The sequence below is a fragment of the Sporosarcina soli genome (assembly GCF_042655805.1).
Taxonomy (GTDB): Bacteria; Bacillota; Bacilli; order Bacillales_A; family Planococcaceae; genus Sporosarcina; species Sporosarcina soli.
The window spans coordinates 477,432-492,207 of record NZ_JBHSNO010000005.1 but is presented as its reverse complement, the minus strand read 5'-3'; the positions used below and the strand labels follow the sequence as shown (position 1 = coordinate 492,207).

The following is a 14,776-nucleotide window of genomic DNA, read 5'->3' as shown; positions in this document are numbered from 1 at the left end:
ACAAATGCAGTAATTGATAGATAACGAGGTTTTGTTAATGAAAACATACATGAAACGAATGATACGGAATTTTGACTTTCCCCTTTTCTTTGTCTACTTGATATTGACTTTGTTTGGGCTTGTGATGATCTACAGCTCAAGTATGGTTTGGGCCGTCAATAAATATGGTTATGAGCCGGACTATTTCTTTCAAAAGCAACTGACGAATTTAAAACTTGCTTACCCAGCTTTTCTCATAGCTGCATTTTTTCCTTATAAAAACTTTAAGCGCAAGAAATTAATGATTTTTTCATTGATTGGTATGTTCGCGCTATTATTTCTCGTCCACTTTATCGGTTATGGCGAAGATAAAGGGGCGAGAAGCTGGATTTACATCGGATTTGGAAGCATTCAACCTTCTGAGGTGGCGAAGCTTGTCATTATTGTCTATTTTGCGAGTGTTTTTGCCAAGAAATATGAGTCCGGGACAATTGATAGTTTGAATCAGTCGATTGGACCGCCCGTAACAGTCCTATTTCTAGTGGTTGTTTCGATTATGAATGAGACGGATATTGGTACCTCATTCATCATCATCATGGCCGCATTGTCAGTCATGGCCGCAAGCGGCATTAAATTGCGGACATTTTGGAAGTTGAGCGGAATTGTTGGAGTCGTCATGATCCCAGTGGTGATCGGCATGTACTTCGCATGGGATAACATTATGACGGGCAGCCGCAAAGGGCGTTTGCTGTCTTTCTTGAATCCATTTGACTATGAATTAGGATCAGGTTATCAAATTGCCAATGGGTATATTGCGATTGGAGCAGGAGGGGTGAAAGGTCTCGGTCTAGGAAACTCCGTTCAAAAGATGGGTTATTTGCCTGAACCGCATACGGATGTCATTATGGCGGTGATTTCCGAGGAAGTGGGGCTACTAGGAACGATTATCGTCATCGGTGGGTTAGGTTTCATTGTATTGCGTGCGTTAACGATCGCATTGCGTGCAAAAGACCCGCATGCGCGGATGCTCGCCGCAGGAATCGGCAGCGTTATCGGAATACAAACATTTGTAAATTTGGGCGGTTTAACGGGGCTGATACCGCTTACAGGGGTACCTCTGCCGTTTATTAGTTATGGCGGAACTTCCGTAATTCTGCTATCGTTAGCTGTAGGAATATTGATGAATGTGTCAATATTCGAAAAAATGAGAAGAGAAAACAGAAAAGGGAGTGCCTCGTAATGGAGAAGATAAAGAAAATTCTTGTAGCAAACCGGGGGGAAATCGCTATACGTATTTTTCGGGCTTGTACCGAATTGAAGATTCCGACAGTCGGTATCTATTCAGCCGAAGATAGCGGTTCTTTCCATCGTTACAAGGCAGATGAATCGTATCTTGTGGGGGAAGGGAAAAAGCCGATTGATGCATACCTTGATATTGAGGGCATCATTGCAATTGCAAAAGATTCAGGCGCCAATGCGATTCATCCGGGGTATGGATTTTTGGCAGAAAATGAGGAGTTTGCTCGTCGATTGGAAGAAGAAGGCATTATTTTCATCGGTCCGAGCTCAAAACACCTTGATATGTTTGGAGACAAAGTGAAGGCGCGGGAACAGGCGATTAACGCAGGCATTCCTGTCATTCCTGGTAGTGATGGCCCCGTTACTTCCGTTGAAGAGGTTGCTAATTTTGGAGAATCACACGGGTATCCGATTATTATAAAAGCATCGCTTGGTGGTGGAGGCCGTGGAATGCGGATCGTCCAAACTGCCGATGAAGTGCTGGAAGCCTATGAGCGGGCGAGATCTGAAGCTAAATCGGCTTTTGGATCGGATGAAGTATACGTTGAAAAATATATTAACCAGCCGAAGCATATTGAAGTCCAAGTTCTCGGGGATTCATATGGGAATGTCGTCCACTTGTATGAGCGTGATTGCTCAATTCAAAGACGTCACCAGAAAGTGGTGGAAATTGCACCATCCATTTCGTTGGAAGATGGATTGCGGCAACAAATCTGTGATGCAGCTGTGCAGCTGATGCGCAATGTAGATTATATAAATGCAGGTACAGTTGAATTTCTCGTTTCCGATGGGCGTTTCTATTTCATCGAAGTGAATCCACGGATTCAAGTTGAGCATACGATCACCGAAATGATCACAGGTGTTGATATTGTTCATGCCCAAATTCACATTGCGGATGGACAAGATTTGCATAAAGGGGAAACGTCCATTCCTCTTCAGCAGGAAATTCCGTTATTCGGTTATGCGATTCAATCCCGCGTAACGACGGAAGATCCGTTGAATGATTTCATGCCCGATACTGGTAAACTGATGGTCTATCGTTCTGGTGGTGGTTTCGGAGTTCGATTGGATGCTGGAAATGGATTCCAAGGTGCTGTCATTACACCATATTATGATTCCTTGCTTGTCAAAGTTTCTACATGGGGCATGACATTCCGAGAAGCTGCATCCAAAATGGACAGAAACTTACAAGAATTCAGGATCCGTGGGATTAAAACGAATATCCCGTTCCTAGGAAATGTTGTGAAACATAAAGATTTCCTCAATGGGAATTATGATACAAGCTTTATTGATTCGACGCCGGAGCTTTTCTTATTTCCAAAGCGTTTAGACCGTGGAACGAAAATGTTGAATTACATTGGAAATGTGACGATCAACGGATTCCCTGGTATCGGAAAACAGTCAAAACCGGTATTCCATCCGGTCAGAAAGCCACAAGTTGATTTGCTCACTCCTCCTCCAGCAGGTACTAAACAGATTTTGGACGAGCGGGGAGCGGAAGGGCTCGTAAAATGGATTAAAGAGCAGAATGATGTCTTATTAACAGACACGACTTTCCGGGATGCACACCAATCATTGTTGGCTACGCGTGTCCGGACGTCTGACATTACATCTATCGCGTCTGAATCCGCAAGGCTGATGCCTGAGCTGTTTTCCTATGAAATGTGGGGCGGAGCCACATTTGACGTTTCTTATCGATTTTTGAAAGAAAGCCCGTGGGATCGATTGTTGAAGTTACGGGAACAAATTCCAAACGTCTTATTCCAAATGTTATTCAGAGGGGCGAATGCAGTTGGCTATAAGAATTATCCCGACAATGTCATTCGTGAGTTCGTCCAGAAGTCCGCTGAAGCGGGAATTGATGTGTTCCGGATCTTTGACAGTCTGAACTGGATCAAAGGGATGGAAGTGGCGATTGACGCGACACGTGAAGCTGGGAAAATTGCAGAAGCGGCCATTTGTTATACAGGGGATATTCTAGACGATTCCCGTGCGAAATATACGGTCGGCTACTATAAAGAGATGGCGAAAGAGCTAGAAGCGGCTGGTGCCCATATACTTGCAATTAAGGATATGGCAGGATTGTTGAAACCGGAAGCGGCCTATCGCCTAATTTCTGAATTGAAAGATACGGTCGATCTGCCGATTCATCTGCATTCGCATGACACGAGTGGCAATGGAATCTTCATGTATGCAAAAGCGGTTGAAGCAGGTGTGGACATTGTCGATACGGCTCTCGGATCGATGGCGGGGCTAACTTCCCAACCTTCTGCAAGCTCTTTGCACTATGCACTACAAGGTGGTAAACGCAGTGTGCGTACAAATGTCCAAGCACTTGAGGAATTGTCCTACTATTGGGAAGATGTTCGAAAGTATTACCAGCATTTCGAAAGTGGGATGATCAGTCCACATTCAGAAATTTACGTCCATGAGATGCCTGGCGGACAATATTCTAATCTACAACAACAAGCAAAAGCGGTTGGTTTGGGCGAACGTTGGGAAGACGTGAAGGATATGTATTCTCGCGTGAACCTCTTGTTCGGGGATGTCGTCAAAGTGACGCCTTCTTCCAAAGTTGTCGGGGATATGGCATTGTTTATGGTCCAGAATGATTTGGATGAAGAGTCCGTTCTAGAAAGAGGGAAATCGATCGACTTCCCAGAATCGGTTATTGAGTTTTTCGAAGGGTATATTGGTCAACCGTATGGCGGATTCCCGGAAGAATTGCAAAAAGTCATTCTAAAGGAACGTGAAGCGATCACCGTCCGCCCAGGGGAATTGTTGGAGGATGCCGACTTTGTTCAAATGCGTGATGAACTGAATCAAAAATTGGGACGCCCTGTTACAAGTCACGAAGTTCTTTCTTATGCTTTATATCCGAAAGTATTTGAGGAATATGCGAAGATGAACCAACAATTCGGGGATGTATCGGTGATTCCGACACCTGAATTCCTCTATGGAATGCGCTTAGGCGAGGAAGTCGAAATTGAAATTGAAAAAGGAAAAACATTGATCGTTAAGCTTGTTTCAATCGGTGAACCACAATCCGACGCGACACGAGTCATCTACTTTGAATTGAATGGTCAACCGCGTGAAGTGATCATCGATGATTTAAGTGTTGAGTCTGTCACGATCCGTAAACAAAAGGCAGATCTCTCGAACGCTGCTCATATCGCAGCGACGATGCCGGGAACCGTTTTGAAAGTAGCCGTCTCGCATGGTGCTAAAGTGAAGCGTGGCGAGCATCTGCTCATCACAGAGGCAATGAAAATGGAAACGACAATCCAAGCGCCGTTCGATGGTGTTGTGAAAGAGATTTACGTTTCAGCAGGCGAATCGATTGCAACTGGCGATTTGCTGATTGAATTGGAGCAATAAAGGGTAGAACATACAAAAAAGACCGCTTTTTTGGCGGTCTTTTTTGTATGTTATTTGTTATTGAGCCTACTTCTGTAGACAAGTAGAATCATATACGTCAGCAGACCGAACAGCAATGTGATGAATAATGAGTGGAGCAAAGCGATGAATAAATTAAGTTTTGTCAGAACGACTGTCATGCCTGTCAACACTTGGAGCGTGACAAGGATAAAAGCGATTGTCCATCCCCAATAGATGATCCTTTGATTTTTGTAATGGCGGATTACATGGATCAAAATGACTGCTAACCAGATGAAAATAAGAGCGGCTGCCGTTCGATGTCCCATCTGAACCCATTCGTATAAATTTCGAGGAAGTTCGAAGGAGCCATTCCGGCAAAGCGGCCAATCTGAACAAACAAGACCAGATTCCGTGTGGCGGACGAGTGCTCCGGTATAGACGACGATATACGAATAAATCGAAACCCCGATTGTATGCCATTTTAAACGTTTTCCGATATGGATTCGATCCGCATCAAATTTTTGATCGATTTCAAAGATCAATAGGGTCAATAAAAGGACTGCCGCAAAAGAGATGAGAGAAATGCCGAAGTGAAGTGCAAGGATGAAATCGCCTTGCCCCCATAGTACTTGGGCGGCACCGATCAACGCTTGTAATACTAGGAAAAACACAGCCATAATCGCTAAAAACTTCGTTTCCCTGATATGTCCGAGCGCTTTCCAAGACCAGATAGCCAAAACGACAATAAAGATACCGACAGCACCGGTAACTAACCGATGTGAAAATTCAATGAGCACTTCGGCGTTAATTTCGTCGGGAATCAGTTGGCCATTGCATCCGGGCCAATGTCTACCGCAACCCATCCCGCTGTCGGTTTTCGTTACGAGGGCTCCGCCCAGTAAAATGAGAAGCATTCCGATTGTCGAGGCAACAGCAAACCATTTCAAATACTTGTTATAATTCAAAAAATGACACCTACTTTATATTTAGTGACCATGATTAAATACTCGCTACTTTTCCGATGATAACGAAAAAAATGTGTAAAAACAATGTCGAACGGTGAAAAAGCGTGTAATAGGCACTCAATTCACAAATTGTTCATAAAAAAGACGCTTTAACTTCACAAAAGGGTAATAGAAATGATTTACTATAGATAGGGTATCAGACCAAATATGTCGTAGTTCCACGGAAAATAGGGGAAATCTTGCTTAAGTATAGAAATCAGTCCTAAATTTCGCTATAGTTAAGTAAAGTGGGGATACTGACAATTTTGAAAGGAGGGGGAACATGTCAAACGGTCGTACAATTTCTACACGTACTGAATCTGAGGTTGTGACGGCTTCTCTGCTACAGGATTTTCTAGCACTTATTAAAATCGGCATTGTCAATTCGAATATGATCACCACATTTACAGGCCTATTTCTAGCAATTCAATTCACGAGTGGCCACTTTCTACATAAGCTCGATCTGCTTATATATACTTTGGGCGGAACGGGATTGATCATTGCCGGTTCGGCGGCATTGAATAACTTAATCGATCGGGATATCGATCCGATCATGACAAGAACGAATTCCAGACCGACAGTTACAGGTCGATTCAAAGCACCGGCTGTGTTGACACTTGCGCTCACTTTCATTGTCGTAGGTGAAATATTATTGTTTTCAGCCTCTACAGCGGCCGGCCTATGGGGACTTGCCGGTATCTTCAGTTATGTTGTACTCTATTCGATGTGGTCGAAACGGAAGCATGTCAGCAATACAGTCGTCGGAAGTATTTCAGGTGCCATACCGCCTTTGATCGGCTGGGCGGCAGTCGAACCGGCATTGGGTGCTGGAGCCTGGGCGTTGTTTCTCATTATGTTCATCTGGCAACCGCCGCATTTCTATGCGCTGGCGATGCGACGGACAGAGGAGTATCGAGCTGCAAACATACCGATGTTGCCTGTTGTCAAAGGATTTAAAAGAACGAAGAAATCAATGTTAGGCTGGGTGCTTTTATTGCTGCCAATACCATTTCTTCTACCTCAACTAGGAATCGGGTTCCTTGTTTTGGCGACAGCGTTGAATATTGGCTGGCTCTATTTAGCAATGAAAGGCTTTACAGTGAAAAATGATTTAAAGTGGGCAACCGGGATGTTCGTCTATTCATTGAATTACATGACAATCCTATTTGTTGCCATGATTATTTTCTCTATTTTCATTTGATGAACGGGAATTCTTTCTTTGGACAGGAATTCATATATAAGAGGTCAACAGTCCTCAGGACAAGAAAAACATTTTTTTAGAAAGAGAGGTATCATTAAGCGATGATGAAAGGACTCAAAAAGTGGCGTCTCTTTTCTCTATTAGCAGCTCTTACCGTGTTCCTTGCGGGATGTGGTCAAGAAGAGCTATCCACGCTTCTTCCGGCTGGTGAAGTCGGAAGGGATCAATTCAATTTGCTGATGCTAACATCGGCAATCATGGTATTGGTCATCTTTGTTGTTGTAATCATCTATGTAATTTCACTCATTCGTTTCCGACGTTCGAAATTGGGTGAGGATCACATCCCGGAACAAGTGGAAGGAAGCCATACACTTGAACTTGTATGGACAATAATTCCGATCATCCTTGTTCTGATTATGGCTGTACCTTCAGTTTATTACACTTATAAACTTGGAGATGTATCAGCGATGGATGCGGTAGATGAAGACGGAAACGCAGAAAATCTTGTCGTGGACGTTACGGCAAAACTTTACTGGTGGGAATTTGAATACCCCGATCTTGGAATCGTCACTGCGCAAGAATTGGTTGTACCGATGGATGAAAAAGTCTATTTCAACCTGATCGCAGCAGATGTCAAGCACTCCTTCTGGATTCCAGCAGTAGGCGGTAAACTGGATACGAACGTTGAGAACGTCAACAAGTTCTATCTCGTTTTTGAAAAAGACTCGAAAGATTTGAAAGATGGCGTTTTCTATGGTAAATGTGCGGAGCTTTGCGGCCCATCACATGCTTTGATGGACTTCAAGGTGAAGACGATGCCTCGTGCCGAATTTAATAACTGGGTAACAGCGATGCAAGCGACGGGCGACCGTGTAGCAGATGCAGCTGTCAGCCAAGGGGAAGAACTATTCGCACAAAGCTGTATCGGTTGTCACGCAGTGTCAGCTGTCGGTGAATCAGGAGCGGCTGGGCCAAACCTTGCGACATTCGGTGACCGTAACCGTGTAGCAGGTTATCTGGACCATACAGAAAAAGATCTGAAAAATTGGATCACGGATACACAAAAGTACAAACCAGGAAATACGATGCCATCGTTCACTCAGTTTTCTGATGACGAACTTGATGCAATCGCAGCGTATTTGATGGGACTGTCAGTTGAAAAATAATTTGCCAATGTGATTTTGAAGAGGAGGTAAACAAATTGAGTTCAGTTGCTCAAAAAAGAGGTTTTGGTGCAACAGTGTATGACTGGATGACGTCCGTCGACCATAAGAAGGTTGGTATTATGTACCTCTTTGGTGGCTTGTTCTTTTTCATCCTTGGTGGGATTGAAGCAATGCTCATTCGTCTACAGCTTCTTACGCCAAACAATGATCTAGTCAGTGCAGGGCTTTTTAACGAGCTCATTACGATGCACGGAACGACGATGATTTTCCTAGCAGCCATGCCTATATTGTTCGGGTTCATGAACTATATTATGCCTTTACAGATCGGGGCACGCGATGTGGCGTTCCCATTCCTTAACTCGTTAGGTTTATGGTTGTTCATTTTTGGAGGAATCTTCCTGAACTTGTCTTGGTTTTTCGGCCATGTACCTGATTCAGGGTGGACTTCCTATACATCACTGGCGATTTCATCCGAAGGACATGGAATGGACTTCTATGCGATCGGACTTCAAATCGCCGGTGCCGGTACGCTGATTGCGGGGATCAACTTCCTCGTTACCATCATTAACATGCGTGCACCAGGTATGACATACATGCGTATGCCGATGTTTACATGGACAACGTTTGTAGCGTCTGCTTTGATCCTGTTTGCATTCCCGCCATTTACAATCGGGTTGTTCATGTTAACGTTCGACCGTATGTTCGGCGCGAATTTCTTCGATCACACGATGGGTGGAAATACGATTATCTGGGAGCATATTTTCTGGATTATGGGACACCCTGAAGTATATATTCTTATTTTGCCGGCATTCGGTATTTTCTCGGAGATCTTTTCGGTTTTCGCACGTAAACGTCTTTTCGGTTATTCAGCGATGGTATTCGCTACTGTCCTGATTGGTTTCTTAGGATTCATGGTGTGGGCTCACCACATGTTTACGGTTGGTCTCGGGCCGACAGCGAATGCGATTTTCGCAGTTGCGACGATGGCGATTGCTGTTCCGACAGGAGTTAAGATTTTTAACTGGTTGTTGACGATTTGGGGCGGAAGCATTAAAGTGACTACGCCGATGCTGTATGCACTAGGCTTCATCCCGTCATTCGTAATGGGGGGCGTTACGGGGGTCATGCAAGGTGCTGCACCGCTTGACTACCAATTGCATGACTCATACTTTATCGTTGCTCACTTCCACTACGTTATCGTTGGTGGGGTTGTATTGGCAATCTTTGCTGGTCTACATTATTGGTGGCCGAAAATGTTCGGTACGATGCTGAGTGAGAAACTTGGTAAAGTGACATTCGCTTTCTTCTTTATCGGTTTCCATCTGACATTCCTGATCCAGCACTGGTTAGGATTCTGGGGAATGCCACGTCGTGTTTGGACATATATGGACGGACAAGGCTGGAATGCGGCGAACTCTATCAGTACAATCGGAGCGCTTATGATGGGAGTCGGATTTACGGTTCTAGTCATTAATATCATTATAACAACGGTTAAAAATGTTCGGGTTTCCAATGACCCTTGGGAAGATGGACGTACGCTCGAGTGGGCGATTTCATCACCACCACCATTTTACAACTACCCGCAGACACCGCTTGTACGCGGACTTGACACTGTATGGATTGAAAAAATGGAAGGAAATAAATCTGGATTTACACCATCGGAACCTGTTGTGGATATCCATATGCCGAACGGTTCAATCATCCCGTTCTTCATGTCATTAGGTTTATTCATTGCCGGTTTTGGCGCGATGTATCGGGCAGAAACGACTTGGGGTCTAACCGTTCTTATCCTCGGTCTTCTACTTACATTTATTGCAATGAGTCTTCGTTCAGTGAAAGACGACCTTGGCTACTATGTGAAAAAGGAAGACGTTCTTCGGGATTTGAAAAGTAAAGGGGGGTCTAACTGATGGATCTGAATAAGAAATTCACCCCTGAAACATGGCCTGATCATCCGGAACAAGCTACACTTGAGGCGAAAAATAAGTTTGTCGGTTTCTGGATCTTCCTTGCTGGAGAGATTATTCTCTTTGCAACGTTATTCGGAGGCTATCTTGCACTGAAAAACAAAGGACCAAGCGGACTCGAATTTTCAACACAAAGTCTTTATGAATTGCCGCTTGTCTTCGTCATGACAATGCTTCTTTTGACATCGTCACTGACGAGTGTTTATGCGATGTATCATTTGAAGAACTACAACTTCAAAAAGATGCAACTTTGGCTTGCGATTACTGCATTTTTAGGACTTGGCTTCCTTGCACTTGAAGTGTATGAGTTTACGCATTATGTTCAGCTTGGTTTCACTTTCAGCAATAGTGCGTTCAGTTCTGCGTTCTATACGCTTGTCGGAACCCATGGTTTCCACGTTGCGGTCGGTCTTGTATGGATTACGCTTCTCATCTTCCGTAACGCGAAGCGTGGATTGAACTTGTATAATGCGACAAAGTACTATACATTCTCGCTTTACTGGCACTTCATTGACGTAATTTGGGTATTCATCTTCACTGTAGTTTACTTGATGGGAGTGATAGGTTAAGATGGCGGACATTGAAGTTTACAAAAAATCAGCCCATGAGCTTGCTTTATCACATAGACGTGCAAGAAAGTCGATGCGTGGTCAAGTAATGATGTTTTCGCTAATGATTTTCCTAACGTTGATTTCATTTTCAATTGTCACTGCTTACCAACATGAAACGCTAGGATTCTCAAGTTACTTTACCATTCCTGTGATATTACTATTTGCTGCGGTGCAAGTCGCACTACAATTGTATTATTTCATGCATATGAATGAAAAAGGTCATAACGTAGCAGCATTGTTTATGTTTATCGGCGTATTGCTTGCCTTTGCGATGCTCCTTGGTTATATTTCAATTGTTTGGTGGTAAATTAATCAAAAAACCTGTAAAAGTCATTTGACTTTTACAGGTTTTTTCAATGAATAGGCCTTTGTCATAGTTCGTTCATTGTGTTCTGTCAACAATCGACTTATAATTAAGAAGAGATGATAGCGAAGGAGCGATAGTACGTATGCCTTTAAGTATATTTGGATTCCGAGCGCTATGGAGTCCTTGGTTTTTTCTAACACTGGTTCTTATTGCAGTCTTATACTTTTTACTCACTGTAAAATGGCGTGATCGGATTGAAGGTGCAGTTCCAGCAACGCGTAAAGAAATCATTTACTTTTCGACAGCCATGTTATTACTGTATATTGTGAAAGGCTCTCCCGTTGATTTACTAGGGCATATTTTGTTTTATGTTCATATGATCCAGATGGCGGTCCTGCTGTTTCTGATAGCGCCATTATTCATTATGGGAATCCCGAATTGGATGTGGCAAAAAGTATTGGATACTAAAATCATTGGGGGAATCTTTAGAGTTCTTACTAAACCGATTTTAAGTATCATTGTTTTTGCACTCTTGTTTTCGATGTACCATTATCCATTAGTCTTAGATGAAATAAAGTTAAGCTTGGTCTATCATTCAATCTTTACGATCACACTTTTCTTATCGGCTATTTTCTATTGGTGGTCGCTGGTTAACAAGATGCCGAATCAGAAAAAAGTGCATAGTTTAATGAAAATCGGTCTAATGATTTTAAGTACGATCTTAATTACACCTGCATGTGCGCTTATTATTTTTAATCCGGACCCGATGTATATGACATATGCGAATGGTGAAGCTTGGCTACAGGCGATGGCACTTTGCGTTCCGGCCGGGATGCTTTCAGGCCTTTCCGGTTTAGCGATTTCAGGACCTGAACTATTTTCAAATATGTCGACAATCTATGATCAGCAATTGGGCGGCATCATTATGAAAATTGTTCAAGAAATTATTTATATTGTTTTCCTTGGTAAATTTTTCATTACTTGGTATAGAAACGAACGGGATAACGCTGATGAAATAACAGAAAAAGCGCTTCTCGAACGCCAAAGATTAACCATGTATAATCAACCAAACCGATAAAAGGAATTTGAAAGACAAGGGGAAAAAATGAATGAATGTACCACTGCTACCTACGATTAGTACGCTTTTGATTGTTCTTTCTGCAGTATTGGTTGCGGTTGGATGGAACCTGATCCGTAAGAAAAAAATAGAAGCGCATAAAAATGTAATGCTCGCTGCTGCGATCTCCGCGCTCCTTTTTTTGATCATCTATCTATCCAGAACCGTTTTTATTGGGAATACAGCGTTTGGCGGTCCGGAAAATTTGAAAATTTATTATACGATTTTCCTTGTTTTCCATATATGTCTTGCAACAACAGGAGCGATACTTGGCGTTGTCACGATTTCTGCGGGTTTGAAAAATAACTTGAAAAGACATCGAAAGCTTGGTCCACTGACAAGCGTTATTTGGTTTTTTACAGCCATTACAGGTGTTTTTGTTTATTTATTTCTGTACGTTTTTTATGAAAGCGGAGAAGTGACATCCATGTTCAAGGCGATCCTTGGATTTTAAATGGTGACGTCACTAAAAAGAGAAACTTAATATCCTAAAAAGCCTGGTGGAGTATTATTGCTTCCCAGGCTTTTTGATAAAGTGCAAAAACCATTAAGCAATGGTTGTTTGGGTGTCAAATCAAGCAACAAGAGGAGGAAATGGATGGATTGGAAAGTCGATCGAGCATCTAAGAAACCTATCTATAAGCAAATTGCGGATTTTATAGAACAAGGAATTTCAACTGGGGAGTTTTCTTCGGAAAGCTTGCTGCCATCTGAGCGCATTCTCGCCAAAGAATTAGGGGTTAACAGGAGTACAATCGTAACCGCTTATGACGAGCTACAATCGCATGGTATCGTTGAACGTATAAAGGGAAGCGGAACGCGCATCAGTACGGATATTTGGGGAGTGTCCCACAAGCGCATCCCGAACTGGGGGCGCTATGTGGAAGACGGTTCTTTTTTACCTAACTTGCCATTTGTTCAACAGATTCAATCCGAAAGTAGAAAAAACAATGTCATTAACTTATCCAGTGGTGAATTATCACCAACATTGTGGCCGAGCGAACAATTCCGTTCGATATTCACAGACCAGCCATTTTTAGAGTCACTCGGTTATGATCATCCGAAAGGAAATGTATCCCTTCGTGAAACTATTTCCGCACATGTAAGCACGTACCGTCATATTGATACCTCTTCCTCATCGATTCTAATTACATCGGGCGCGCAACAAGCCTTGCATCTTATTGTGCAGTGTTTATTGAAGCCTGGGGATGCGATTGCGATTGAAAAACCATCTTATTTTTATTCATTACCACTATTCCAATCGGCAGGTTTGAAAATTTATCATTTACCAGTTAATCAGCATGGCGTCAATCCTGATGATATCGTCGATTTATATAAAAAACATCGAATCCGTATGGTCTTTTTGAATCCGGATTATCAAAACCCGACAGGCCTTACTTTGCATGCTGAACGTCGGAAAAAAATATTGGACATTTCATCTGAGTTCGGTATCCCGATTGTGGAAGATGATCCTTATTCTCTAACCTCTTTTGAAGGAAAAAGGATCTCTACATTGAAATCAATGGACGCAAATGGCACAGTTCTTTATATTAGTTCCTTATCGAAAATCGTAGCATCCGGATTGCGGATCGGTTGGATCATAGGCCCTTCTCAAGTGATTGATCGGGTAGCGGATGCTAAGCAGCAAATCGATTTTGGCCACAGTATCTTTCCACAATGGGTAGCCAATGCGTTTTTGAAGGATCCTTATTTTGATGTGCATATTTCTATGCTAAGGCAAGCGTTGAAAGAAAGATGTGATGAAATTGTCTCGTGTTTAAAGGATTTTTTACCGGAAGAAATCGAATGTATCCCTCCTGAGGGGGGTATCCATATATGGTGCAAACTGAAAGCTAAAGTGGATGAAAACCAACTTCTTAAAGAAGCGATGAAGAGAGGTGTTTCATTCATACCTGGAAGTGTGTATGGAACAGACAAGGGCTATGTGCGCTTTACGTTCGGAAGAGAAGAACCGCAGCGTATACGAGAAGGAATTTCAAGGTTCGCTGAAGCATTGAAAGTATGTAAACAATCAAAATAGAGAAAGGGGATGTCTGATAAGTCCTTAAAATAAAACCGGTGGAGAAGGATGACACGTTTTTCTCCATCAGTTTTTGTATCTTTTTGTTTTGGTCCAGAAATTAGCTGGCGTATGCTGTGGGACGCTCCATTTTTCATATGGTCGTCTTTCATTTATATTTTGAAGGAAATCTAATGAATGTATTATTGAAATAAGAACTTTTAAAGAAATCTTGGACGGTTCTTAAGACACAAAAAAACATGTTCTTTTTCACTGGTCCCGAACCGTCCTCCGTTGTTACGCAAATATAAATATAGCTATAAGAGTCACTATAACAATAAATGGGATTGATAAAACATAAACCCATAGCAGTTTAGAAAAACTCTCTCCACTCCTGTAATTTTTATTCATAGAATTAGCTGCGGAAATGGTCAAAATTAGTCCGATAGCTAAAATAATGAATATGAAAATGGTTAAAACTATAAGAGCTACCTTCATGCCTTTCTCCTTTTTAAAAATAATTTTTTTATTCTATACGTTATAATTTTATAATGAAAAATATTTTCGAGAACCATCCAATTAAGGATTATTTAAACCAACCACTTTTATGTAGCGAGTATCTTGTCGTCGAGTGCCCAATAGCCTTGCGTGAATTGAATTAAAAAAAGGGCCGTCACGGAAAGTCAATTTTTACTGACTTTCTGGACAGCCCTTTTCTCTATTTTTT

General features: G+C 42.4%; 11 protein-coding genes. 10 read left to right on the top strand and 1 reads right to left on the bottom strand.

Annotated features, from left to right (window positions below):
* Positions 1-37 precede the first annotated feature (37 nt).
* Positions 38-1,219, top strand: a complete 1,182-nt coding sequence (locus ACFPRA_RS06695; RefSeq protein ID WP_381431966.1) for an FtsW/RodA/SpoVE family cell cycle protein — start codon at positions 38-40, stop codon at positions 1,217-1,219.
* Positions 1,219-4,656, top strand: a complete 3,438-nt coding sequence (pyc, locus tag ACFPRA_RS06690; RefSeq protein ID WP_381431964.1) for a pyruvate carboxylase — start codon at positions 1,219-1,221, stop codon at positions 4,654-4,656. The genes ACFPRA_RS06695 and pyc overlap by 1 nt, the downstream gene beginning before the upstream one ends.
* 50 nt (positions 4,657-4,706) lie before the next feature.
* Here the strand turns inward: pyc and ACFPRA_RS06685 are convergent, their stop codons facing one another.
* On the bottom strand, positions 4,707-5,621 hold the full coding sequence (locus ACFPRA_RS06685; RefSeq protein WP_381431962.1) for a COX15/CtaA family protein: 915 nt from the start codon (positions 5,619-5,621) through the stop codon (positions 4,707-4,709).
* A 322-nt stretch (positions 5,622-5,943) separates the two neighbouring features.
* Between ACFPRA_RS06685 and cyoE the strand changes: the two genes are divergently transcribed.
* The 8 genes from cyoE (at position 5,944) to pdxR (ending at position 14,070) form a co-directional block, all read left to right on the top strand.
* Positions 5,944-6,861, top strand: coding sequence for a heme o synthase (cyoE, locus tag ACFPRA_RS06680; protein ID WP_381431960.1), 918 nt, complete (start codon positions 5,944-5,946; stop codon positions 6,859-6,861).
* A 101-nt stretch (positions 6,862-6,962) separates the two neighbouring features.
* Positions 6,963-8,027, top strand: a complete 1,065-nt coding sequence (gene coxB, locus ACFPRA_RS06675) for a cytochrome c oxidase subunit II (protein ID WP_381431958.1) — start codon at positions 6,963-6,965, stop codon at positions 8,025-8,027.
* A 35-nt stretch (positions 8,028-8,062) separates the two neighbouring features.
* Entirely contained in the window at positions 8,063-9,937 is a 1,875-nt protein-coding gene (locus ACFPRA_RS06670) for a cytochrome c oxidase subunit I (RefSeq protein WP_381431956.1), read from the top strand.
* The gene (locus tag ACFPRA_RS06665; protein ID WP_381431954.1) at positions 9,937-10,563 is read left to right on the top strand and encodes a cytochrome (ubi)quinol oxidase subunit III; all 627 of its coding nucleotides are present in this window, start codon (positions 9,937-9,939) and stop codon (positions 10,561-10,563) included. Before ACFPRA_RS06670 ends, ACFPRA_RS06665 begins: the two co-directional genes overlap by 1 nt.
* 1 nt (position 10,564) lies before the next feature.
* Positions 10,565-10,912 carry a cytochrome C oxidase subunit IV family protein gene (locus ACFPRA_RS06660; RefSeq protein WP_381431952.1) on the top strand — a complete coding sequence of 116 codons (348 nt, stop codon included), beginning with the start codon at positions 10,565-10,567 and terminating at the stop codon, positions 10,910-10,912.
* Between the two features lie 142 nt (positions 10,913-11,054).
* Entirely contained in the window at positions 11,055-11,990 is a 936-nt protein-coding gene (gene ctaG / locus ACFPRA_RS06655) for a cytochrome c oxidase assembly factor CtaG (RefSeq protein ID WP_381431950.1), read from the top strand.
* A 31-nt stretch (positions 11,991-12,021) separates the two neighbouring features.
* Entirely contained in the window at positions 12,022-12,483 is a 462-nt protein-coding gene (locus ACFPRA_RS06650) for a DUF420 domain-containing protein (RefSeq protein ID WP_381431948.1), read from the top strand.
* 144 nt (positions 12,484-12,627) lie between these two features.
* Entirely contained in the window at positions 12,628-14,070 is a 1,443-nt protein-coding gene (gene pdxR, locus ACFPRA_RS06645) for a MocR-like pyridoxine biosynthesis transcription factor PdxR (protein WP_381431946.1), read from the top strand.
* Positions 14,071-14,776 lie beyond the last annotated feature (706 nt).

Excerpts from the sequence above, each read along its gene's own strand:
- pdxR (WP_381431946.1), top strand. The coding sequence starts at position 12,628 with ATGGATTGGAAAGTCGATCGAGCATCTAAGAAACCTATCTATAAGCAA.
- coxB (WP_381431958.1), top strand. The coding sequence starts at position 6,963 with ATGATGAAAGGACTCAAAAAGTGGCGTCTCTTTTCTCTATTAGCAGCT.
- ACFPRA_RS06660 (WP_381431952.1), top strand. The coding sequence starts at position 10,565 with ATGGCGGACATTGAAGTTTACAAAAAATCAGCCCATGAGCTTGCTTTA.
- cyoE (WP_381431960.1), top strand. The coding sequence starts at position 5,944 with ATGTCAAACGGTCGTACAATTTCTACACGTACTGAATCTGAGGTTGTG.
- pyc (WP_381431964.1), top strand. The coding sequence starts at position 1,219 with ATGGAGAAGATAAAGAAAATTCTTGTAGCAAACCGGGGGGAAATCGCT.
- ACFPRA_RS06665 (WP_381431954.1), top strand. The coding sequence starts at position 9,937 with ATGGATCTGAATAAGAAATTCACCCCTGAAACATGGCCTGATCATCCG.
- ACFPRA_RS06695 (WP_381431966.1), top strand. The coding sequence starts at position 38 with ATGAAAACATACATGAAACGAATGATACGGAATTTTGACTTTCCCCTT.
- ctaG (WP_381431950.1), top strand. The coding sequence starts at position 11,055 with ATGCCTTTAAGTATATTTGGATTCCGAGCGCTATGGAGTCCTTGGTTT.
- ACFPRA_RS06650 (WP_381431948.1), top strand. The coding sequence starts at position 12,022 with ATGAATGTACCACTGCTACCTACGATTAGTACGCTTTTGATTGTTCTT.